The organism is Streptomyces sp. H39-S7, assembly GCF_027158205.1.
Classification (GTDB): Bacteria; Actinomycetota; Actinomycetes; order Streptomycetales; family Streptomycetaceae; genus Actinacidiphila.
The window spans coordinates 7,265-27,970 of sequence record NZ_JAPVLU010000055.1 but is presented as its reverse complement, the minus strand read 5'-3'; the positions used below and the strand labels follow the sequence as shown (position 1 = coordinate 27,970).

The window sequence follows — 20,706 nt, the reverse complement described above, 5'->3', positions numbered from 1 at the left end:
GGTCCGATCTCGTCACAGGCCGTAGACGCGGGTGGCGGTGCCGGAGAAGACCGCCTCGCGCTCGGCCGGGGACAGCGAGCCGGTCAGGGCGAGCGCGGTGTCGACGACCTGGGCGTACGAGCCTGCCAGACGGCACACCGGCCAGTCCGAACCGAACATCACCCGGTCCGGCCCGAACGCGTCGAGGACGGTGTCCGCGTACGGTGCGAGATCGGCGGTCGTCCAGGTGCCCCAGGCCGCCTCCGTGATCATCCCGGAGAGTTTGCAGACGGTGTTGGGCAGGGCCGCCAGTCGCCGCACGTCATCGGCCCACGGGCCGGGTCCACCGCTCGCGATCGGTGGTTTCCCGAGATGGTCGAGGACGAAGGTCAGCTCGGGCCGCAGCTCCGCGGCGGTGCACGCGGCCGGCAGCTGGTGCGGGAGGACCAGGAGGTCGTAGACGAGCTCCGCGGCGGCGACCGCCGCCAGACCGCGCAGCACGTCCTGGCGCAGCAGCCACCGCGGATCCGGCTCGCCCTGGACCTGGTGCCGGATGCCGACGAGGCGGTCGCCTCCCGGCAGCTCCCGCAGGGCGGCGAGGGTGTCGCGGACGCCCGGGTGGGTCAGGTCGGTCCAGCCCACCACTCCGGCGACCAGGCCGTCGCCGTTCGCGAGCCTCAGCAGCTCCGGTGTCTCCTCCGGGACCGTGATCGTCTGGACGACGACGGTCGCCTCGACCCCGGCGGCGCGCGCGTCGGGCTCCAGGTCCGCCAGGGCGAAGTCCCGGCGCAGCGGGGCCAGCGCCTCCCCGGTGATCCAGTCCTGGTCGCGGACAGCGAGGTCCCAGAGGTGGTGATGGGAGTCGACGACACGCATCCGGCTCACAGCTCCCACACGACGGGCAGCGAGGCGTCGGAGCCGGCCGCCGAGTAGTCGTGCGCGATCTCCGTCAGCTCACCCATCCGGGCCTGCCAGGCGACGTTGACCGGCAGCTCGGACAGTGCGGCGATCATCGCCGCGTAGTCCTCGACCTCCAGCACGTGGAACAGGTCGGTGCCGCTGCGCCAGATCGTCCAGGAGGTGGCGCCGGCCGCGCGGATCGCGGTGGCCAGCTCCTCCGGCACCTGACGGTGGGCGGCCTCGTACGCGTCGATCCGGTCCTCGCGGACCTTGGTGTGCAGCGCGACTCTCATGGCGGGTCTCCCTCCGTGCCTGTTCCCGATGTTCTCCGGTGTTCGCCACCGCAGGGCCGCGAGGCCGCGCACGGCCCGGCCCCGCGGCCATCATGCCGTGCGGACCGACGGTCGTACGGCGCGAAGGCCACTCATGCCGCGGTCTCCCTGCCGACCAGGTCGGCGGCCCAGAACGTCCCGTGCGGATAGGTGTACTCCGCGATCGAGGCGGCGTGCATCGCGGCGGAGAAGCCGGGTGCCAGGGGCGCGGTGTAGTGCCCGCGACGCATGACGACCGGGTCCTCGAAGTGCCCGTGCAGATGGTCGACGTACTCGATGACCCGGTCCTCGGTGGTACCGGACAGCGCGACGTAGTCGAACATCGACAGGTGCTGCACCAGCTCGCAGAGCCCGACGCCGCCCGCGTGCGGGCACACCGGGACGCCGAACTTGGCCGCGAGCAGCAGGATCGCGAGGTTCTCGTTGACGCCGCCGACCCGGGCCGCGTCGATCTGCAGGATGTCGATCGCCCGCGCCTGCAGCAGCTGCTTGAAGACGATGCGGTTCTGGACGTGCTCCCCGGTGGCGACCTTGACCGGTGCCACGGCGCCGCGAACCGTCGCGTGGCCGAGGATGTCGTCGGGGCTGGTGGGTTCCTCGACCCAGTACGGATCGAACGCGGCCAGCGCATTCGTCCACTCGATGGCCTCCCCCACGTTCCACCGCTGGTTCGCGTCGATGGCGATGCGGAAGTCGGGTCCGACGGCGGCGCGGGCGGCCCGCAGCCGCCGGATGTCGTCGCCGAGGTCGGCGCCGACCTTCAGCTTGATCTGGGTGAAACCGTCGGCGACGGCCTGCCGCGCGAGCCGCGTCAGCTTCTCGTCGGAGTAGCCGAGCCACCCCGGCGAGGTGGTGTAGCCGGGGTATCCGCGGCGCCGCAGCTCCGCCTCGCGTGCGGCCCGGTCCTCGGCTCCGCGGCGCAGCAGGCCGAGCGCCTCCTCGGGGGTGAGGACATCGGCGATGTAGCGGAAGTCGACCTGCGAGACCAGCCACTCGGGGTCGGCGTCGGACAGCAGCTTCCACAGCGGCTGGTGCGCACGCTTCGCGGCCAGGTCCCAGACCGCGTTGACGACGGCGCCGATCGCCATATGCATGACGCCCTTCTCCGGGCCGAGCCACCGCAGTTGGCTGTCCCCGATCAGGTCGCGGTTCAAGGATCCCGGGTCGGCGCACAGGGCGTCCAGGGAGCGGCCGACGACGTGCCCGCGCAGCGCGTCGATCGCGGCGACCTGGACGTCGTTGCCGCGCCCGATGGTGAAGGTGAAGCCGTGGCCCTCCAGCCCGTCGCCCGCGTCCGTGCGCAGGATCAGGTACGCGGCCGAGTAGTCGGGGTCCGGGTTCATCGCGTCGGAGCCGTCCAGCAGGCGCGAGGTGGGGAACCGGATGTCGTAGGTGTCGACCGCGGTGATCCGGGCGGTGTCCGGCGTCACGTCGGTGCCCCTCACGCCTGGGCGAACGTCTGGCGCTGCGCGCCGAGACCGTCGATGGTGAGTTCCACGGTGTCTCCGGGGCGCAGGTAGGGCGTCCCCGGCAGCCCGAGGGCGACGCCCGCCGGAGTGCCGGTGTTGATGACGTCGCCGGGTTCCAGGACCATGTACTGGCTGAGGTACCAGACGAGGTACGCCACGTCGAAGATCATGTCGCCGGTTCCGCTGTTCTGCCGCGGTGTGCCGTTGACGGACAGCCGCAGGCCAAGCTTCTGCGGGTCGCCCGCCGCGTCCGGGGTCACCAGCCAGGGGCCGAGCGGGTTGAACGTCTCGCAGGACTTGCCGAGATCCCACTGCGGCGAGAACTCCAGCTGGAACTCGCGCTCCGAGACGTCGTTGCTCACCGCGTACCCGGCCACGGTGTCGAGGGCGCGCGCCGGCGATTCCAGGTAGCGCGCCCGGCCGCCGATCACCACCGCGAGCTCGACCTCGTAGTCGGTCCTGGACGATCCGCGCGGGATCAGCACCTCGTCGTACGGGCCGACCACCGTGCCCGGGTCCTTCATGAACACCACGGGCCGCGGTGGGATGGGCGCGCCGGTCTCCTCGGCGTGGCCGCGGTAGTTGAGGCCCACGCAGACGACTTTGCCGGGCCGCGCTACCGGGGCGCCCAGCCGCAGCCCCGTCATGTCCACGACGGGCAGGGAGCCGGCGGCGAGCGCGGCCCGGACCCGGTCGGGGCCGCCGGAGGCGAGGAACGCTCCGTCGATGTCGGAGGTGAGCGCCGACAGGTCCAGGACCGCACCTTCGTCGGTGAGGACGCCCGGCCGCTCATGGCCGGAGGCGCCGAAGCGCAGCAATTTCACGGGAGGGCCATCCAATACATCCGATGTCTCAACTTCTGTCCGGACTCTATGTCGCTCCCGTGCTCCAGACAAGTGCCCAATGGGGCTGATCCAAGACCGCCTTGCGCACAGGAGGGCGCAAACCCTGGGCCATAACCCGCAACTACTCAAGGGAGACATCCCATGTATCTCGAGCTGCACCGCAGGGCTCGGGCCGAACGGCGGTGAGCCGGCCTCCCGGGGCGCCGGAGGCCCCGGTCCGCGCCGAGCGCCCCCCTGGCGACCCCACGCCGGTGACGGGACGGCTATCGGTCCACTCACTTCGGGGTAACCCTTGGGTATGGCATCGGACGAGCCGGACGCGTTCCCGGACATCTGCGACTTCTGCGGCCAACCCATCGGCGCGCAGGGCCGTCTGGATCTGGTGCCGGACTCCTCAGCGGTCCATGCCCGGGATCCGGACAAGGACGGGAGGCGGCTGATCGTCGTCTGCTCGCCCGAGCACCTGGGCGCGCTGCGGGACGAATATTCGAGGCGCCCCTTCGTACCCGAGGAACTGTGGGCGGGGAAGATCAGCCGCGCGCTGCAGGGCCGGCCCGGGAACCTCATCGGCCCTGAGGTCCTGGCGGCGGCCACGGGACTGAGCGTGGAGGAGATCGACCGGGCGGTGATCTGGAAGATGGAACGGATCCGCCGCTGGTACGAGCAGCACGGGGACGGCGCGGAGGGTGATCCGGAACCCGGGTGAGAGCAGCCTTCGCGAGCGGCCCGGGAGTCCTCGCGGCAGAAACCCCTGACGGCCGGTCGGCAGGTCAGGGGTTTCGGGGTCGGACGGGGATCAGGGGTTCGGGTGCGAGCCGTCGCCCAGCCGGCGCCGCGCGGTGGGCGGTTCCGGCGGAACGTCCTCCTCCACCGCCGCTCTCGCGGCCTCCGCGGCCGCGCGCTCGGCGGGCGTCATCGCCCGTTGTGCACGCCCCTCGTCCGGATCGGTGTCGGGATGCGGTCCGATGCCCAGCGGGCGGCGTTGAACTGTCATTCGTGCAGTCTCCTCCCCCGCGCCCCCTCCCGGGTCCCGACGCCTGTTCCACGGCGCACAGGAGATCCGTCCGCATGCGCCGACGGCATGGCCCGACCGCGCGCGGCGGGAGCGGCCGGCCGGGCCGCACCCGCCACCAGCCGGCTGGACCTGCTCATCCTGGCCCGACCCCGCGGCGGACCACGGTCGCGCCCCGGCCGGGATCAGCCCGCGGCGCGACCGGCGGCGAAGGCGTCGTCGAGCCAGCGGCCGACGGCGAGCGCGGCGGCCGGGTCGGCCTGGACGATCCGGTCCACCACCGGCTCGTTCCCCCCGCCGGCCCCGCCCTGGACCCCGGTACGGGCGAGGGACCGGAGCAGGGAGTCCCTGGCGCTGTCCTCGCCGGCGTCCGCGTCGTTGGCGTCGCCGTCGGTCCGCCGGGCCGCTTCACGGTTGGCCTGTGCGGTCAGCTCGCCCTGGACGAACGGATCGGAGTCCGGGTCGTAGGGGCCGGCGTGCGTGGTGAGCAGGTCGACGATGCGCTCCCACTCCTCGACGGCGGGGCTGACGGGGCCGTCCTCGTCGCCGTCCTCCCCACCGGCCACCTCGGCCTGGGCCCTCCCCAGCGCGTCCTCGGCCTCGTGGTGCGCCATGCCCCGGGCGGCCCGGCGGATCGAGTTCCGGACGGCCTGCGCCTCGTCGGCAGCCTGCGTCTCGTCAACAGCACCGGCACCGGCGGAGACAGCCCGATCGGCTTCCGCGCCGGGGGTACCGGAGGTGAGGGGGAGCGCGTACTGATCGGCGGTCATCGGTCTGCCTCGCATTCATGGACCAGGGCGTACGTCCGTCCCGCCCAGCGGTGGTGCGGCGGCCGCGGCGGCGGCCCCGTTCGACACCGGAGTCTACGGAATCGGCACCAACCCCCCGTCCCGGCCCTGGCCGGACACGGAAGTCGCCCTGACCGGTGACCGGTTGCCGGTGCACGGCGGATAAGATCGCGCCCGGCCGCCAGAAGCTGACCATGGGAGTGCGCGCGTGACCGGGATACCCGTCCGACAGGCCGTCATCGCCGAGGAGGAGACCGTCGCCCGGCTCCTGGCGACCGTCTTCGACGAACTGCCGCTGCACAGCTGGCTGGTTCCCGTGCGCGAACGCCACCCGGAGATCTTCCCGCGATTCTTCCGCATCCTCGTCGCGCACGCGCTGCGCCACGGCACCGTCCATGTGACCGACGATCTGCGGGCCGCCGCGGTCTGGCTGCCGGAACCCTCCCCCGCCATCGAGGGGTACGACGATCTGCTGTCGGCCGCGTGCCAGGAGCACGTCCAACGCTTCCACGACCTCGACGAGGCCATGGCCGCCGCCCAGCCCACCGGCCGCGGCGACTACGAGCACCTGGCGTTCCTGGTCGTCCACCCGGACGACCAGGGCAACGGCGTCGGCTCGCACCTTCTGCGAATGCACCACGAGACACTCGACCGGGCCGGCCGCCCGTCCTACCTGGAGGCGACCAGCCCCGCCAGCCGCAAGCTCTACCTGCGGCACGGCTACACCGACCTCGGCGAGCCACTGGCCCTGCCATTCGACCCCGAGGCGATGTACCCGCTCTGGCGGCCGGTCAACGGCGCGGTGTGACGCCCGGCCCGACGCGGAGTGCCGTCAGGCGATCCAGGCCCGGGTGGTGCGGACGTGGAAGGACGTCACCGCGGCCATCGCCGCCAACGTGAGCACGGCGATCAGCAGCACCAGCGACGGCTCCGAGCCGTGGATGAGCAGCCCGCCGGCCAGGGCTCCCAGGAACATGGCGATCGCCGACAGCGCCCGGGGGCCGGCCTTGCCGGCGGTGCCTCCCGCGAGCCGCCCGTCCGCGGCGATTCCGGTGATGGTGAGGGTCAGGACCGTGGTGGTGAGGTCGGGGACGCCCAGTCTGCGGGCAGCGGCGTTCTGCCCGCCCATGGCCAGGCCGAGCAGGACGATGAGCAGTTCGCGGACGGACGTGGACGGGCCCTCGGCGGTCAGTGCGCTGCTCAGAAAGGCCGCCAGGACGAGGACCCCTTCAAAGGCGGTCACCGTGAGCAGCAGCCGCGCGCGGTGGTGCGGGAAACGGTTGGCGATGCGCCCGCCGAGCGCCGCCCCCACCGCGAAGGAGACCAGCGACACCAGCGAAGCCTTCAGCGAGAACCCCGCGGCCCCGGACAGCGCGAAGGCCATGAAGACGACGTTGCCCGTCATGTTGGCCACGAAGACGTGTCCCAGCACCAGGTAGCTGAACGCGTCGACGAGCCCGGTGACGACGGTCAGCGCGAGCAGCAGCGGCGGCAGCGGCCCGTGAGGGCCGTCGAGGTCGGGGACCAGGGTCTTCCAGGCATCGCGCAGCACGGTGATCACAGCGGCGGCTCCCTTCCAGTGACGCCCGGACGCGCCCCGCTGTCACGTTCTCACGCCCTGCGGTTCCGGCCGCCGACGGGCGATGTTGCGTTCCAGCAGCCGGGTGACGGAAGCGACGCCCGCGCCGTTCGCCGTATCCACGGCGGGCAGCCGGCCGTCCGCCGCCTTGAGGTCGGTCAGGGCGGAGTGCATCGCCTCGTGCGCCGCGAACAGGCACGGTGTGCTGTAGATGGCGACCTCCACCCCCAGTTCGGACAGCTCGGGCAGCGAGAGCCTGGGTGACTTGCCGCCCGCGATCTGGTTGAACAGCAGGGGCTTGCCGCCGACCACCTCGCGAATCCGGCGGATCCACTCCACACCGCGCACCCCGTCGACCAGCACCACGTCCGCGTCGGTCGCGGCGAGCTGCTCGGCCCGGTGCAGGATGTCGTGCTCATCGGTGGCATCCGTACGGGCCACCACCACCATGTCCTGCCGCGTCGCCAGCACCATCTCCAGCTTGGCGAGGTATTCGGGCAGCGGCAGCACCTGCTTGCCCTCGGCGTGCCCGCACCGGCGCGGCCGCTTCTGGTCCTCCAGGATCACGCCCGACGCGCCGATCCGCTCCAGCCTCTCCACCACGTGGCAGGCGACTTCGGGATCGACGTACCCGTCGTCGATGTCCACCAGCAGGTGGTGCCGCGGGAACGCGCCGCGCAACCGCTGGACGAACGCCACCATGTCCGGCCAGGCGATGAATCCGATGTCCGGCAGACCGTAGTGGGAAGCGGCGAAGCCGAAGCCGGAAACGAACATGCCCTCGTAGTGGCCGGCCGCGATCGACGCGGAGTGCATGTCATGCACGCCGATCAGCGGTGTGGTCTCCGGCCCCGCGATGTGCTCCCTCAGTTTCTTCCCGTAGGTCAACGTCCGGTTCCTCTCTCGGGTTTCGACACATCGGGCGGCAAGCAGTGCCGCGACACGACGGTCCTTTGCCAAGACATGAGGATCTCCGGAGAGCTGCGGAACCTTTCCGGCGACAGGCTGCACTCACCCCGATGGCGCAGGGCGTTCACCGCGGAAACGTCACGTCTCCCCGCGCACCCGCACCACGACCAGGCCCGGTCGACAGTGGAGGTGTGCGCGCTGGTACGGTCCCCTGCCATGCCCTCCTTCGCCGTCCCGCCCCTGTTCGCACGCCTCGAACCGGCCCGCCGGGTGCTCATCGCCGGCGCGGGCGGCGGCTTCGACGTGTACGCCGGTCTGCCGCTGGCACTGGCCCTGCGGGCGCAGGGCAAGGAAGTCCATCTGGCGAACTTCTCGTTCAGCGACCTGTACGGACTCGACTCCGATGTGTGGCTCGCGCCGGACGTCGCCGAGATCGGACCGGACACCGTGTCGGCCACCGAGTACTTTCCCGAACGGACACTGGCGCGCTGGCTGCGGCGGCACGGCATGCCGGAGGCCGTGTACGCCTTCCCGTCGCTCGGGGTGCGGCCGCTGCGGGCGGCGTACGAGGCGCTGGCCGGCCATCTCGACGTGGACGCGGTGGTGCTGGTCGACGGTGGCACGGACATCCTCCTGCGCGGCGACGAGTCGGGGCTCGGCACGCCCGAGGAGGACATGGCGAACCTCGCGGCCGTGCGGGGACTTGCGGTGGCGAACCGGCTCGTCGTGTGCCTGGGTTTCGGCATCGACGCGTACCACGGGGTGAACCGCTCCCTCGTGCTGGAGAACATCGCGGCTCTCGACCGCGACGGCGCCTATCTTGGGGCGCTGTCCATCCCCCGCGACACCCGCGAGGGCGCCCTGTATCTGGACGCGGTCGCCCATGCCCAGACGGAGACCGCCGTGCATCCGAGCATCGTCAACGGTTCGATCGCAGCGGCCGTGCGGGGGGAGTTCGGCGATGTGCGGTTCACCGACCGCACCCGGCACTCCGAACTCTTCATCAACCCCCTCATGTCCCTGTACTTCGCCTTCGACCTGGACGGCCTCGCCCGCCGCTCCCTCTACCTCGACCGCATCGAGGACACCCATCTGGTGCGCCAGATCAGCAGCCGCATAGCGGAGTTCCGCGACGACCTGCCCCGGCAGCGGCCGCCGCGCACGTACCCGCACTGAGGTGGCGGGAGTCCGTCGCCGTCAACGCGCCGTTGCGCCATTCGGCTGCACCGGGACGGGCGACACCCGCTCAACGCGCGCGATTTAAGTGCGGCTTCAACCATTCTTCCTACGCTTCGCGCATCGGTACCCCGCCCTCTCTGCCGTAGGAGACCCCTCATGCGTTCCTCCGCTTCCCGGACTTCGACCGCCCGCGCGCAGGAGCAGGTGCTGTCGCTGTTCCGCATCGTCATCGGACTGCTCTTCACGTGCCACGGCGCCGCTTCGCTCTTCGGCGTGCTCGGCGGTGCCTTCGGCGGCGGGACCGTCGCGGCCGGTACCTGGCCCGGGTGGTACGCGGCGCTGATCCAGTTCGTGGGCGGCGGCCTGGTGACGCTCGGCCTCGGCACCCGCTATGCCGCGCTGATCTGCTCGGGCTCGATGGCCTACGCGTACTTCACCGAGCACCAGCAGCACGCCCTGTGGCCGATCCAGAACGGCGGCGAGCCGGCCGCGCTGTACGCCTGGACGTTTCTGCTGATCGTCGTCACCGGGCCGGGCCGCTGGTCCCTGGACGCGCTGCTCGGGCGGCTCGCCGCCACGGACAGCGCGCAGGAATCCGGGGCGGGCGTCACGGCTGGCGCACCGGCCTCGGCGGCCTTCTCGACGGGCCTCCGCGACGGGGAAGAGGCCGCTTCCGTGGCCGCCGCGCGGTCCGAGGTTCCCGCCTCCTCCCCGGCGTAAGGGGCGGAGCACGCCGGGTGGTTCGGGAGGGACGGACCGGCTGCGGGTCGGTCCCTCCGAACTGCTTCACGGGGGCGGAGGTTCCATGGACAATCGCGTCCATGAGTGAAGAGTCCCCTCGAAACTACCTGACCGCGGTGGAGAGCCGACTGGCGACCGACGGCTGCAAGCCGGAGTGGCAGGACTGGTCCGGTGTGCGTGTGCTGGTCGGCCGGCGGTCCGATTTCAAGCTGCGCTGGGCAGCCACCAACCTGCACGTGTTCACGATCGCCGCGGCTGTTCCCGAGATATCCGTCGGAACCATCGACACCTTCACGTCGCAGGCCCTGGGCTTCGCCAAGAAGAACAAGGGCGGGCTGCCGGTGGGGATGCAGACCGGTGTCGCCGTGTTCCCCGTCCTCATCAGCGAGCGCGTCGATCCGGCCGCGGTGGCGTGGGCCGAGGAGAAGCAGCGCAACCAGTTCGCCTGCTTCGCCCGGCCCGTCGTGGTGGACACGGCGCGGCACTACGTCGGGCTCTTCCGCGGCAAGCCCGTGCTGGGCCGGATCTACGCGTCCCACCTCACCGGGAAGGGTCAGCGCTACTTCGACCACCCGGCCTGATCGCTTCCTTCCGCCACGAGCGTCCGCAGCCAGTCCAGGTCGATCCCCTCGAGGCTGTCGCGCACCGTCCGGCCGGGCGCCGCGGGGATGGGCGTGAGCGACGGGACCGCCAGCACGACGCAGCCCGCCGCCTCGGCGGAGGCCACTCCCACCGGGGTGTCCTCCACCGCGACGCAGGCGGCGGCCGGCACTCCGAGGGAGCGGACGGCGGCGAGGTACGGGTCGGGGGCGGGCTTCGTGGCGGGGGTCTCGCCCTCGGCGACGGTGACCTGGAAGCGGTAGGCGCCCAGGGACTTCAGGACGGCGTCCACGACACTGCGCGGCGACGCCGACACCAGCCCGAGCGGAACGCCGTCGCGCTCCAGCAGGTCGAGGAGTTCGACGGCGCCGGGCCGTGCGACGGTCCGCTCCTGGACGGCGGCGAGGAACCGGCGGTCGAGCTCGGCGGCGAGCTCGGCCGACGCCCGGCGTCCACCGGTGACCTCGTGCAGATGGGCGGCGGTGTCGTGGACGCCGCGCCCCAGGACCGCCGGCAGGTCCGCGTCGCCGAGGGCGTGTCCCAGCTCCCGGGCGAGCCCCTCGACCGTCTGCCACCACAGCGACTCGGTGTCGACGAGCGTGCCGTCCATGTCGAACAGCACGGCCTTCGGCCCCGCGGTGAACGGCCGTCCGTCGAGCGTCCAGTGCCGGTCGGCGGTCCGGCCCAGGGCCGCGTACACATGCGCCGCCACGTCCTCGTGCCGCACCCGGTCCGGGGCACGGCCGGCGATGACGCCAGGGCCCGCGCAGGCCACCCAGGCGGTGCGCTCCGCCCCGGAACGGCCGCCGTGGCCGCCCGCCCGGACGTGGCCGTGGTCGGTCACCACGATCACCGTCCAGTCCTCGGCGTCGTAGCCGGCCCGGCCGCGCACGGCGGCCACGATCCGGCCCAGCCGCTCGTCGGCCCGCACGACGGAGCGCTCGTACGCGTCCCCGCACCCCAGGAAGTGGGCGGTCTCGTCCGGGGCCCCGAGATACACGAAGGATGCCTCGGGATCGTCGGTGCCCAGGACCCGCACGGCGTCCTCGGTGATCCGCTCGTCGCACTCCTCCCACTCCTCCGGGGTGTCGGCGGCCGGCGCGCTGTAGCTCAGCCGGGACGGGTGCGCGAAGAGCGGTCCCCCGTCGGCCACGGTGACCAGGGGGTCCCACCCCGCTGCGACGTAGGTGCGCCTGCCGTCCTGCTGGGCGAGGCGGGTGGCGAAGTCCGGGAAGACCCTGAGCCGGTTCCCGGAGAAGTCGTTGCTCCACACCGCGTGCTTGTCGACGGTGACCCCGGTGACGATCGTGGCCCAGCAGGGACCCGACATCGTGGGCGTCCCGTCGGCTACCTCGACGGCCGTCAGGAACCCGGCGGCCGCGACCGCGTCGATGTGCGGGGTCGGCAGCGCGAGCAGGACGTCGTGGCGGACGCCGTCGATCCCGACGACCAGGACACGGCGCACCTTCCGCGGCGGCGTGGATGCGGGCTGGGAAGGCTCGGACAAGAGGGTTTCCTTTGCGGACGGAGCGTACGCGGGCGGTGGTGACGGATCAGGCGGAGTGCGCGAGCGCTGCGGCGTGTACCGGGTGCGCGAAGGGCAGCCCCTGGGCGTAGCGCTCCAGTTCGTCGATGGCCGTGTCGGCCAGCCGCCGCAGTTCGCCGCCGAGCGAGCCCGCCATGTGCGGGGTCAGCAGGACGTTCGGCAGGTCGTAGAGCGGGGAGCCGGCCGGGAGGACGTCGGGGACGGTGATGTCCAGCACCGCGTGCAGGCGGCCGGAGACGAGTTCGGCCGTGAGCGCCTGGGTGTCCACGAGCGAGCCGCGCGCAGTGTTGACCAGCGTGGCGCCGTCGCGCATCAGGGCGAGCCTGGCGGCGTCGAAGAGGTCGCGGGTCTCCGGCAGTTCGGGGGCGTGGATGGAGACCACGTCGCTGCGCCGCACCAGGTCGTCGAGGTCGGTCAGGGTCGCGCCCAGCAGGGCCGCGTCGGCCGGTTCGAGATACGGGTCCTGCACGAGGACGGTGAGGTCGAACGGCCGCAGGAGTTCGATGACGCGGCTGCCGACGGCGGAGGCGCCGACCACGCCGATGGTGCGGCGGTAGTTGCCGACGGCGGGAAACTGATCGAGCAGCCGTACCCGGTCGCGGGTGCGGCGGTAGGCCTCGGCGCCCGCCAGGACGCGCTTGTTGGCGAACAGGATGGCGGCCAGCGTGTACTCGGCCACCGGTAGCGCGTTGGCGACGGCGGCCGTGGAGACGGTGATGCCACGCTCCCAGGCCGCCTCCGTCATATGGCCCTTGACGGAGCCGGCCGCGTGCACCACGGCGCGCAGTCGCGGCATCGCGGCGAGCGCCTGGGGCGTCAGGGGCGGGCAGCCCCAGCCGGTGAACAGCACTTCGGCTTCGCGCAGGGCGGCGGTCAGCGGGGCGTCACGGGGGCTGAAGTCGACGGCCAGCAGGCCGGTGTCGATGAGCGCGGTGCGCTCCAGCCGGCGCAGGGCGGCCGCGTCGAGGACGGAGTCCCGGGTCTCGGCGCTCATGGCCAGGACGGTGCGGGGACGGTTCACTTGACGGCTCCGGCGGTGAGGCCGGAGCGCCAGAAGCGCTGCAGGCCGATGAAGACGGCGATCAGGGGCAGGACGGCGACGAGGGCTCCGGTGATCGCCAGGCTGTAGTACTCGGGGTTGTTCACGACGACGGTGTTCCAGTTGTAGATGCCCAGGCCGACCGGGTAGAGGCTCTGGTCGTTGAGCATCATCAGCGGCAGGTAGAAGCTGTTCCAGCTGCCGGTGAACGAGAACAGGAAGATGGTCATGAAACCCGGCGCCAGCATGGGCAGCGAGACGGTGCGGAACGTCTTCAGCTCGCTCGCGCCGTCCATCCGGGCCGCCTCCAGGACCTCGTTCGGGATGTAGCCCTCGGAGAAGACCCGGGCCAGGTAGACCCCGAAGGGGTTCACCAGGGAAGGGATCAGGACCGCCCAGTAGGTGTTGACGAGGCCGGCCTCGGAGGCGAGCAGGTACATGGGCAGCGAGATGACGGTGCCGGGTACGAGGATGCCGGCCAGCACGACGCCGAAGAGCTTGTCCTTGCCCGCGAAGTGGTACTTGTCGAAGGCGTATCCGGCGGCCACACAGATGAGGGTCGAGACGAGCGAGCCCACCAGCGAGTACAGCAGGCTGTTGAGCAGCCAGCGTCCGTAGATGCCGCCGTCGGCGGTGAACACGGCCCGGAAGTTGTCGAAGAGGTGGAACGCGCCGAGGGTGAAGCCGCCGGTGCCGAACAGGTCGCCATGGTCCTTGGTCGCGGCGATCAGCAGCCAGGCCAGCGGCATCAGGGTGTAGAGGGCGGCGACGGCGAGCAGGCCGTTGACGGCCGCCCGGGACAGCAGGGCGCCGGTGGAGCGTGGCCGCCGGGCGCGTCGGGCCGGGCGGCGAACCGGCTCGGGAGCCTCCGGAAGGGGCGGCGGGACGGTGCCGGGTGCGGCCTGGCGGCCGTCGAGATCAAGGGTGCTCATACCGTCTTCCCCCGGTTTCCGATCCTGGTGACGATGAAGGAGAGCGCGGCGGCTGCCAGGGCCAGCAGCAGCGAGGACGCGGCCGCCAGACCGTAGTCGTGGCGTTCGAAGGCGGCCTTGAAGATGTACATCGTCGGTGACCACGTGGAGCCGAGGGAGGAGGCCCGGCTGGAGAGGATCTTGGGCTCGTTGAAGAGCTGGACCGCGCCGACGCAGGTGAACAGCAGTGTCAGCACCACGGACGAGCGGATGACCGGCACCTTGATCTGCCAGGCGATGCGCAGCTCGCCCGCCCCGTCGACGACCGCCGCCTCCAGCGTCTCGCGCGGGACGGCCTGCAGCGCGGCGTAGAAGATGACCATGTTGTAGCCGATCCACTGCCACACCGCGATATTGATCATCGAGGAGAGCGCGTGGTCGGCGGAGAAGAAGGCCCAGTTGCCGCCGAGGCTCTCGATCCAGCCGGTGACCGGGCTGAGGCCGGGGGTGTAGAGGTAGATCCAGATGATCGCCGCGATCATGCTGGGCACCGCATGCGGCAGGAACAGGGCGAGTTGCAGGAAGCGCTTGGCCCGGGTGAGGGCGGAGTCCAGGAGCAGGGCCAGGACGAGCGCGCCGCCGATCATCACCGGGATGTAGGCGACGCAGTACACGGCGATGTGCAGGAACGAGGTGCGGAACGCGGGGTCGGACAGGGCGCGGGTGTAGTTGCCCAGGCCCGAGAAGACGCGCTCCGTGCCGCCGAAGCCGAGGCCGGAGGAGCGTTCCTGGAACAGGCTCATCCACACGGCGTAGCCGATGGGCGCCACCATCACGAGGCTGAACAGCGCGAAGAACGGGACCAGGAGCACGGCCACGGCGCCGCGTTGGCCCGGTCGGGCGGCGGAGCGGCGGCGCGGGGTCCGGGCGAGTGGTACTGCCACGGGGGGACTCCTTGAAAGCGGGGTCGTGGGAGCGGGGTCGTGGGAGCCGGGGGCCCGCCGGGCACGGCATCGCGTGCCCGGCGGGAGGACCGGGAGCCGGGCCGGCGGGTAGGACCGCCGACCCGGCTGCCGGTCACTTGACCAGGTTCAGCCCGCGTTCCTTGATGCCCTTCTCGGCGGACGCCTGGCCGGCGGTCAGCCCCTGGGTCAGGTTGCCCTTGGCCGCCGCGTCGGTGATGGCGGTGTTGGTCGCGATCTGCACGGGGCCGAACGTCCAGCCCGGGACGATGGTGTCGACCTGCGCACCGGCGATCCTGTAGACGTCGAAGCCGGTGTAGTAGGCGCCGCCCTTGAACGCCTTCGCGGCCACGTCACGCATCTCCACGTTGGCCGGCAGGGCGCTGCTCGGCGACTTCAGCGAGCTGAGGCGGGCGGTGACGGCGGCGGCGTCCGTGGTGACCCACTTCGAGAACTCGGCCGCTTCCTTGACGTGCTTACTGCCCTTGGGCACGGCGTAGGTGGTGCCGCCGTAGCCGCCGCTGGCGGGCTTGCCGTCCCAGGTGGGCAGCGGGGTGATCCCCCACTTGCCGCTCAGCTTGGGCATCGCCACGGTCATGCCGCCCGCGCTCCAGGAGGCGCCGATGAAGCTCGCGACGGTGCCGGAGGTCCTGGCCTTGGTCTCGTCCTCGCTGCCGGCCGGGATGGAGTTGACGACGCCGCTGTCGACGAGTCCCTGCCAGTAGGAGGCGACCTTCTGGGAGGCGGCGTCGTTGATGCCGACCTTCCACGCGTCGCCCTCGGTGCTGAACCACTTGCCGCCGCCCTGCCAGGCGAGGGCCGCCAGCAGCACGGCGTCGTTGTCGGCCCAGGACGCGATGTGCACGTTCTTGTCGGCCTGCTGGAGCTTCTCGCCGGCGGTCTTGAACTCCGCCCAGGTCTTGGGAACGGCTATGCCGTACTTCTGGAACAGGTCCGTGCGGTAGTAGTACAGCTGGGGTGCGACGTCATAGGGCACGGCCCAGGTCTTGCCGCCGAAGGTCACCAGGTTCTGGATGGAGGCCGGGAACTTCTGCTTGACGGTGTCGGCGGCCTGCTCGGTGAGGTCCTCGAGCAGACCCTGGCTGGCGAACTCCGGGAGCTGGGTGTACTCGATACCCGCCACGTCGGGGGCGTTTCCGGCCTTGACCGCGTTGGTGATCTTGGAGTACCCGTCCGGACCGCCGGCGATCTCCGAGTACGTGACCTGGATGTTCTTGTGGGTCTTGTTGAACGCGTCGACGGTCGCCTGGGCGCCCTTGGCCCAACCCCAGTACGTCAGGGTGACCGGCTTGGCGTCCGGCGCGCTGCCGCCGGCGGCGGCCTTGTCCCCGCCGCAGGCGGTGGTGGCCAGCGCGAGCGAGGCCACGACGGCCGCGAGCGCGAGACGGGTCGTACGGGAGGTGGACTGGGAGATGGGCTTCATTGCGCGAGCTCCTACGGTGACCCCGACAGATGAGGTGAATGCAGGCCATCATTTGCGCAACATCGATCGCCGTCAAGAGCGAATGAGTGATTCGATCGTCTAGAGCGTATATCGATCAGATAACTGCGGTCACTCGCTCACCGTGCGACCGGCCGGTGCACCGCAGGACTGCCGAACCCGCAGCTCCGGCAGCAGCTCCACATGCCGGCGCGGCTGCGCCGGAGCTCCCTGGGAGTGCTCCGCGAGGCGGTCGAGCAGCAGGTCGGCGGCGAGCGCCCCGACCACGCGCTTCGGCGGGGCGACCGCCGTCAGCGGCAGGTCCGCGAGACCGGCGACCTCGTCGTCGTACGCGATCAGGGCCAGGTCCTCGGGCACCCGCACCCCGCGCGCCTGCAGCCGTGGGATCAGCACGATGGCGTCCGCGTCGCTGTGGACCAGCGCCGCCGTCACTCCGTGTTCGCCGACCGCGTCGCACAGGTACTCCAGCGTCCGGTCGAACCGGTCCGACTCGTCGCGCGACGGCTCCAGTTCCAGCGGCGAACGGGGCGCCGGATCCAGCCCCAGCGCCTCCACGGCCGCCGCGTGCCCGATGCCCAACTGCACGGCGGTCGGGCTCTCCTGGGCGGCCAGGGCGACCGTGCGGTGCCCGAGGGAGGCCAGATGGCGCACGGCGAGAGCGGCACCGTGCGCATGGTCGGTGCGCACCCGGTCCAGCGCGGCCGCCGGACTGCCCAACGGCGCCCAGCGCTCCACCAGCACCGCGGGAACACCCTGCTGGGCGATCCACTCCTCCTCGCCGGGCTGCGGCACGCCGTGGCCCCAGCTGGGCGTGAGCAGCAGCCCGTCGGCCCCGGTCGACAGCAGCCGCGCGGCCTGCGCCCGGTCCTCGTGCGGCAGGTACTGCGACAGGCCGATGACCAGGCGTGCGCCACGGGCCGCGGCGGCCTCGCGGGCACCGGCGACGACCGCCGCGAAGTAGTAGTCGGTGGTGGGCACGACCATCCCGATCACGGGCCCCTGACCGCCCACCACGGGGGCGGGAGCCTCCACGGCCTGCGGACCGTCCGGCCAGACAACCGACCCATGCAGCCTCCGCACCCGCCCCTGCGCGGCCAGCGTCTCCACGTCCCGCCGCAGCGTCACCGCGGAAACCCCCAGCTCAGCCGCCAGATCGGCGACACGCAGGCTGCCCCGCTCACGGACGAGCTTGAGCACCAGTTCATGACGCTGGTCGACATGCATCCGCATTGGATTCCCCCTGGTCGCGGCACCGGTGGCCGGCCGTGTGCAATCCGCTCACGACACTGACCGCACTCTACGCCCTCTATCATATCGATCGCTTTCCGATCGTTACGATCGATCACCCACGCGAGGGACGCCGCGACGACTTCCGGAGAGCCGGTGTCACACCACCATCGCTGTGTGGATCCAGCGCTGGATCCGGTACGGCAGCCACCAGGCCAGGTCGCCGACTTCGCCGATCAGGCGCTCCTCGCGGAAGTCGGCGAGGACGTCGGCGGGGAGGTCCGCGGTGGGGGTGCCGTGTTCGAGTTGGGTGATCGCCTGGTGGTAGTAGGGCTCCTCGGCGGTGAAGCGGTTGAGTACGCCCCAGCGGCGGTCGCGGATCTGGACGAAGCCCGGGCCGTTGCGCCAGATGCATTTGCACAGGTAGTGCTCGTCCCGCCATTGGCGCACCACCTCCTCCGGGTCCGGGGGGCCCTCGACCTCCAGTGGAGGGTGCAGATGGTTCAGCGGCCGCCAGGCGTCCGGGTCCGGGCCGGTGCGCAGGCGCCAGTCGACGTAGACGGCGCGGGCGGTCAGGTCGCGGATGAGGCAGAGCGTGCGGACGGTGTCCGCGGCCGCGGCGGTGTCGGTCAGATCGACGGTGCCCGGCAGTTCGACGCGGCGCGCGCCCTGTTCCCACAGCTGCCGCACCGCCGCCGATCCGCCGCCCTGGACTTCCAGTTGCCCCAGCAGCATGCCCGGCAGCTCGCAGGCGGCCGGATCGTGGTCCCGCCAAGCGGTGATCGTCAGTGTGTCGGTGGTGATGCTCAACGGAGTCTCCTTCGCTCGAAGCGGATGGCGGTCACACCAGTGCCGGGGGTTGTGCCTGCCGGACCTGGTGGGCGTAGCGCATGAAGTCCAGCCGCAGCATGTCCTCGTTGACCGCGGGCGGCGCCACGTGGACGTACTGGCCGCCGTCGGTGAACACCACGCCCAGCCGGCGCCAGTCCAGCAGCAGTTCCACCACCGCCTCCTCGGTGACGGCCACCCCGGGGTTGCGGGCGGCGATCTTGCGGGTGACGGCGGCCGGTGTGTGCGGCTGCTCCAGCAGTCGGAAGGCCGCCACCTGGACGGGGTCGGTGAGTTCGAGGGTGGTCCACTCGAAGGCGCGCCGGCGGTTGACCAGGACGACGCGGTCCCCCAGGTCGGCGTGGGTGAGACGGCTGCTGCGGTAGTTCGTCTTCCAGGCGGCGAGGGCGTCGTTGAGCGGCTTGATCGTCTCGTCGCCCACCCCGCGCGGCGGCACGTCGAAGACGTACGCCAGGTCCAGCATCTCGGCTTCCGGAAGGTCGTACGTCAGCCGGTAGGGCTCGGCGGGGCGCAGTTCGGAGAAGCCCAGTTCGGGATTGTTGAAGTACGGGCTGAACCGTTCGATGGCGATCCGCGCCGACAGGTCGACGGGTGGGTTGAGGTGCTCCAGAGCGGGGATCTGGGCGATGACGTCGTCGTAGTCGGCCGCGGTCTCGCCGGGGAAGCCGTGCAGGTAGTTCCAGGAGATGGACAGGCCCACCGCGGCCCCGTCGCGCAGCATCCGCACGTTCTGGGTGCCGCTGACCCCCTTGTCCATCAGGTCGAGCACCCGGCTGTTGAGGCTCTCGATGCCCGGCTGCACGTAGATCAGTCCGGCGTCGGCGAGGACCTGCAGCTGGTTGAGGCGCATGTTGGACTTGATCTCGATGTGCATGCGCAGGTCGTAGTCGCTCTCGATGATGCGGGGCAGGACGGTGTTGAGGTAGCCCATGTCGAGGATGTTGTCGACGACGTACATGTCCAGCACCCGGTGCTTCTCGGCGAGGCCGATGATCTCCTCGTAGAAGGTGTCCGGGCTCTTGCTGCGGAACTGCATCGACGAGCCGTTGAGGCCGCAGAACGTGCAGTGGTGCTTCTCGCCCCACCAGCAGCCGCGGGCCCCCTCGACCACCAGTTTGGGCTCCACCCAGGACCGGGCCTTCGACGCGGCCAGCCGCTCGAAGTAGCCGGTGTAGTCGGGCGGCAGGATGGCCGCCGGCGGCATCGGCAGGGTGCTCATCGGGTTGGCCACGGACTGTCCCGCCACCCGGTGGCACAGGCCCGGAATCTTCGCCAGGCCGGTGCCCTCCTGGAGCGCGGTCAGGAGCGCGGGGAACGTCTGCTCGCCCTCGCCGCGGATCACGTGGTCGACGAACGGGAAGTTGCGGTGCACCGCCTCGCCCTGCGCGCCGTCGCAGTTGGCGCCGCCCATGACGATGCGGATGTGCGGTGCCATGCGCTTGACGTACTTGGCCGCGGCCAGCGCGGCGGTGTTCTGCTGGAAGGTCGAGGTGAAGCCGACCACGTCGGGGTCGGCCGCCACGATCCGGTCGGCCATGAGCTGGACGAACTCGGCTGCTTCCGAGTGCAGTTCGAGGGTCATGGCCATGCGCTCCTTGCGCACCCGGCCCTTCATCGCCTCGGTGAACTCCGCGACCCGCCACTGCGGGTCCTCGTACAGCGCGGCGGAGAAGACCCAGTCGCCGACCCCCATGAAGTAGGAGGCGAGCGAGAAGTACTCGTAGTCCTCCAGCGTGAACTTCCGCCGCTGCGTGATCCAGTCGACGTATTCGAGATTGGCGTGCAGCACCTCGGCGCTCGCGCCGGGGGTCTTCTCGTCGACGCTGCGCTTGAGGATGCCCAGCGCGAGTGACGGAAGGTCGATGGGGGACCAGGGCATGTTCACCAGCAGTACGCGCACGGCTTCGTCTCTTCCTCGTCGCACAGGGGTTCAGCACGGGGGATGTAGCGGGGTGGCGCGGAGTGGGCCGGCCCGGCGGCTTGAGCCGGGCCGGCCGCCGGATGGACTCAGCTGTCCTCCGGCTCGTCGGCGTTACGGAAGGGGATCCTGACGACCACCCCCACGCCAGGCTTCCGGTTCTCCGCCTCGTCCTCGAGGGGATCGTTCTGGATGACGTCCTTCTGCATGGTGGTTACCTCCTCTCTGCGTTCCGGCGGGCGGGACCGGCGGCCTCGGCCGCCAGGTCCCCTGACCCCCGCCCCTCGCGGGGCGGGGAGCTCGTCGGGCGCGGCGCGCGGCGGGGTCCGCGCAGGTGCCGGTCGAGGAAGACCAGCGCCCGGTGCAGCACCTGTACGTGGTCGCCGCCGTCGTGCCCGTCGTGGCCGCCGTCCAGCCACAGCGCGTCATGCCGGACGCCGGCGGCGCGCAACGCCGCCA

At 71.4% G+C, this 20,706-nt stretch carries 21 protein-coding genes and 1 pseudogene; 5 read left to right on the top strand and 17 right to left on the bottom strand.

Features of this window, described 5'->3' with window-relative positions; translation table 11 throughout:
- Nucleotides 1-12: 12 nt before the first annotated feature.
- The 4 genes from O3X23_RS36435 to O3X23_RS36420 all read right to left on the bottom strand — a co-directional run bounded on the left by O3X23_RS36435 (nucleotide 13) and on the right by O3X23_RS36420 (nucleotide 3,504).
- Nucleotides 13-855 carry an amidohydrolase family protein gene (locus O3X23_RS36435; protein WP_269277072.1) on the bottom strand — a complete coding sequence of 281 codons (843 nt, stop codon included), beginning with the start codon at nucleotides 853-855 and terminating at the stop codon, nucleotides 13-15.
- Nucleotides 856-860: 5 nt separating this feature from the next.
- Nucleotides 861-1,172: an L-rhamnose mutarotase gene (locus tag O3X23_RS36430; RefSeq protein ID WP_269277061.1), complete on the bottom strand. Its 312-nt coding sequence runs from the start codon at nucleotides 1,170-1,172 to the stop codon at nucleotides 861-863.
- A 131-nt stretch (nucleotides 1,173-1,303) separates the two neighbouring features.
- Nucleotides 1,304-2,641 carry an enolase C-terminal domain-like protein gene (locus O3X23_RS36425; protein ID WP_269277059.1) on the bottom strand — a complete coding sequence of 446 codons (1,338 nt, stop codon included), beginning with the start codon at nucleotides 2,639-2,641 and terminating at the stop codon, nucleotides 1,304-1,306.
- Between the two features lie 11 nt (nucleotides 2,642-2,652).
- Nucleotides 2,653-3,504 (bottom strand): fumarylacetoacetate hydrolase family protein, encoded by an 852-nt coding sequence (locus tag O3X23_RS36420; protein ID WP_269277058.1) that lies wholly within the window; start codon nucleotides 3,502-3,504, stop codon nucleotides 2,653-2,655.
- A 319-nt stretch (nucleotides 3,505-3,823) separates the two neighbouring features.
- Between O3X23_RS36420 and O3X23_RS36415 the strand changes: the two genes are divergently transcribed.
- Nucleotides 3,824-4,231, top strand: coding sequence for a hypothetical protein (locus tag O3X23_RS36415; RefSeq protein WP_269277056.1), 408 nt, complete (start codon nucleotides 3,824-3,826; stop codon nucleotides 4,229-4,231).
- A 90-nt stretch (nucleotides 4,232-4,321) separates the two neighbouring features.
- On the opposite strand, the gene O3X23_RS36410 is transcribed toward O3X23_RS36415, so the two are convergent.
- Nucleotides 4,322-4,519: a hypothetical protein gene (locus O3X23_RS36410; protein ID WP_269277055.1), complete on the bottom strand. Its 198-nt coding sequence runs from the start codon at nucleotides 4,517-4,519 to the stop codon at nucleotides 4,322-4,324.
- A 203-nt stretch (nucleotides 4,520-4,722) separates the two neighbouring features.
- Nucleotides 4,723-5,307 (bottom strand): hypothetical protein, encoded by a 585-nt coding sequence (locus O3X23_RS36405; RefSeq protein ID WP_269277054.1) that lies wholly within the window; start codon nucleotides 5,305-5,307, stop codon nucleotides 4,723-4,725.
- Between the two features lie 226 nt (nucleotides 5,308-5,533).
- On the opposite strand from O3X23_RS36405, the gene O3X23_RS36400 reads away from it, so the two are divergent.
- The gene (locus tag O3X23_RS36400) at nucleotides 5,534-6,133 is read left to right on the top strand and encodes a GNAT family N-acetyltransferase (protein WP_269277052.1); all 600 of its coding nucleotides are present in this window, start codon (nucleotides 5,534-5,536) and stop codon (nucleotides 6,131-6,133) included.
- 24 nt (nucleotides 6,134-6,157) lie between these two features.
- Here the strand turns inward: O3X23_RS36400 and O3X23_RS36395 are convergent, their stop codons facing one another.
- Together O3X23_RS36395 and O3X23_RS36390 are read right to left on the bottom strand one after the other, a co-directional pair.
- The gene (locus O3X23_RS36395; protein WP_269277050.1) at nucleotides 6,158-6,886 is read right to left on the bottom strand and encodes a YoaK family protein; all 729 of its coding nucleotides are present in this window, start codon (nucleotides 6,884-6,886) and stop codon (nucleotides 6,158-6,160) included.
- A 42-nt stretch (nucleotides 6,887-6,928) separates the two neighbouring features.
- Nucleotides 6,929-7,792, bottom strand: a complete 864-nt coding sequence (locus tag O3X23_RS36390; protein WP_269277048.1) for an isocitrate lyase/PEP mutase family protein — start codon at nucleotides 7,790-7,792, stop codon at nucleotides 6,929-6,931.
- Between the two features lie 237 nt (nucleotides 7,793-8,029).
- Between O3X23_RS36390 and O3X23_RS36385 the strand changes: the two genes are divergently transcribed.
- From O3X23_RS36385 to O3X23_RS36375, 3 genes are all read left to right on the top strand, one after another.
- Nucleotides 8,030-8,989 carry a DUF1152 domain-containing protein gene (locus O3X23_RS36385; protein ID WP_269277046.1) on the top strand — a complete coding sequence of 320 codons (960 nt, stop codon included), beginning with the start codon at nucleotides 8,030-8,032 and terminating at the stop codon, nucleotides 8,987-8,989.
- 159 nt (nucleotides 8,990-9,148) lie between these two features.
- Nucleotides 9,149-9,712 (top strand): DoxX family protein, encoded by a 564-nt coding sequence (locus O3X23_RS36380; protein WP_269277044.1) that lies wholly within the window; start codon nucleotides 9,149-9,151, stop codon nucleotides 9,710-9,712.
- Between the two features lie 101 nt (nucleotides 9,713-9,813).
- Nucleotides 9,814-10,314 carry a levansucrase gene (locus O3X23_RS36375; RefSeq protein WP_269277042.1) on the top strand — a complete coding sequence of 167 codons (501 nt, stop codon included), beginning with the start codon at nucleotides 9,814-9,816 and terminating at the stop codon, nucleotides 10,312-10,314.
- Here O3X23_RS36375 and O3X23_RS36370 read toward each other — a convergent pair.
- The 9 genes and pseudogenes from O3X23_RS36370 to O3X23_RS36330 all read right to left on the bottom strand — a co-directional run.
- The gene (locus O3X23_RS36370; protein ID WP_269277039.1) at nucleotides 10,293-11,840 is read right to left on the bottom strand and encodes an HAD-IA family hydrolase; all 1,548 of its coding nucleotides are present in this window, start codon (nucleotides 11,838-11,840) and stop codon (nucleotides 10,293-10,295) included. The two genes, O3X23_RS36375 and O3X23_RS36370, sit on opposite strands and share 22 nt — an antisense overlap.
- A gap of 46 nt (nucleotides 11,841-11,886) precedes the next feature.
- Nucleotides 11,887-12,873, bottom strand: coding sequence for a hydroxyacid dehydrogenase (locus O3X23_RS36365; RefSeq protein ID WP_269277037.1), 987 nt, complete (start codon nucleotides 12,871-12,873; stop codon nucleotides 11,887-11,889).
- Nucleotides 12,874-12,896: 23 nt separating this feature from the next.
- Nucleotides 12,897-13,850 (bottom strand): carbohydrate ABC transporter permease, encoded by a 954-nt coding sequence (locus tag O3X23_RS36360; protein ID WP_269277035.1) that lies wholly within the window; start codon nucleotides 13,848-13,850, stop codon nucleotides 12,897-12,899.
- A complete protein-coding gene (locus tag O3X23_RS36355) occupies nucleotides 13,847-14,662 on the bottom strand; it encodes a carbohydrate ABC transporter permease (protein ID WP_443048088.1) in 816 nt (271 codons plus the stop codon). The genes O3X23_RS36360 and O3X23_RS36355 overlap by 4 nt, the downstream gene beginning before the upstream one ends.
- Nucleotides 14,663-14,906: 244 nt before the next feature.
- Complete coding sequence (locus O3X23_RS36350) at nucleotides 14,907-16,235, bottom strand: ABC transporter substrate-binding protein (protein WP_269277031.1); 1,329 nt, start codon at nucleotides 16,233-16,235, stop codon at nucleotides 14,907-14,909.
- Nucleotides 16,236-16,364: 129 nt separating this feature from the next.
- Nucleotides 16,365-17,483 carry a substrate-binding domain-containing protein gene (locus O3X23_RS36345; protein WP_269277029.1) on the bottom strand — a complete coding sequence of 373 codons (1,119 nt, stop codon included), beginning with the start codon at nucleotides 17,481-17,483 and terminating at the stop codon, nucleotides 16,365-16,367.
- 156 nt (nucleotides 17,484-17,639) lie between these two features.
- The gene (locus tag O3X23_RS36340; RefSeq protein WP_443048087.1) at nucleotides 17,640-18,290 is read right to left on the bottom strand and encodes a DUF5825 family protein; all 651 of its coding nucleotides are present in this window, start codon (nucleotides 18,288-18,290) and stop codon (nucleotides 17,640-17,642) included.
- A gap of 31 nt (nucleotides 18,291-18,321) precedes the next feature.
- Nucleotides 18,322-20,229: a RiPP maturation radical SAM C-methyltransferase gene (locus tag O3X23_RS36335; RefSeq protein ID WP_269277027.1), complete on the bottom strand. Its 1,908-nt coding sequence runs from the start codon at nucleotides 20,227-20,229 to the stop codon at nucleotides 18,322-18,324.
- Between the two features lie 232 nt (nucleotides 20,230-20,461).
- Nucleotides 20,462-20,706: pseudogene (locus tag O3X23_RS36330) on the bottom strand (S9 family peptidase); the annotation flags it as partial.

Coding starts and splice junctions, on each gene's coding strand:
- O3X23_RS36435 (WP_269277072.1), bottom strand. CDS start 855: ATGCGTGTCGTCGACTCCCATCACCACCTCTGGGACCTCGCTGTCCGC.
- O3X23_RS36385 (WP_269277046.1), top strand. CDS start 8,030: ATGCCCTCCTTCGCCGTCCCGCCCCTGTTCGCACGCCTCGAACCGGCC.
- O3X23_RS36365 (WP_269277037.1), bottom strand. CDS start 12,873: ATGAGCGCCGAGACCCGGGACTCCGTCCTCGACGCGGCCGCCCTGCGC.
- O3X23_RS36350 (WP_269277031.1), bottom strand. CDS start 16,235: ATGAAGCCCATCTCCCAGTCCACCTCCCGTACGACCCGTCTCGCGCTC.
- O3X23_RS36430 (WP_269277061.1), bottom strand. CDS start 1,172: ATGAGAGTCGCGCTGCACACCAAGGTCCGCGAGGACCGGATCGACGCG.
- O3X23_RS36410 (WP_269277055.1), bottom strand. CDS start 4,519: ATGACAGTTCAACGCCGCCCGCTGGGCATCGGACCGCATCCCGACACC.
- O3X23_RS36355 (WP_443048088.1), bottom strand. CDS start 14,662: ATGGTGGCGCCCATCGGCTACGCCGTGTGGATGAGCCTGTTCCAGGAA.
- O3X23_RS36380 (WP_269277044.1), top strand. CDS start 9,149: ATGCGTTCCTCCGCTTCCCGGACTTCGACCGCCCGCGCGCAGGAGCAG.
- O3X23_RS36360 (WP_269277035.1), bottom strand. CDS start 13,850: ATGAGCACCCTTGATCTCGACGGCCGCCAGGCCGCACCCGGCACCGTC.
- O3X23_RS36405 (WP_269277054.1), bottom strand. CDS start 5,307: ATGACCGCCGATCAGTACGCGCTCCCCCTCACCTCCGGTACCCCCGGC.
- O3X23_RS36375 (WP_269277042.1), top strand. CDS start 9,814: ATGAGTGAAGAGTCCCCTCGAAACTACCTGACCGCGGTGGAGAGCCGA.
- O3X23_RS36345 (WP_269277029.1), bottom strand. CDS start 17,483: ATGCGGATGCATGTCGACCAGCGTCATGAACTGGTGCTCAAGCTCGTC.
- O3X23_RS36415 (WP_269277056.1), top strand. CDS start 3,824: ATGGCATCGGACGAGCCGGACGCGTTCCCGGACATCTGCGACTTCTGC.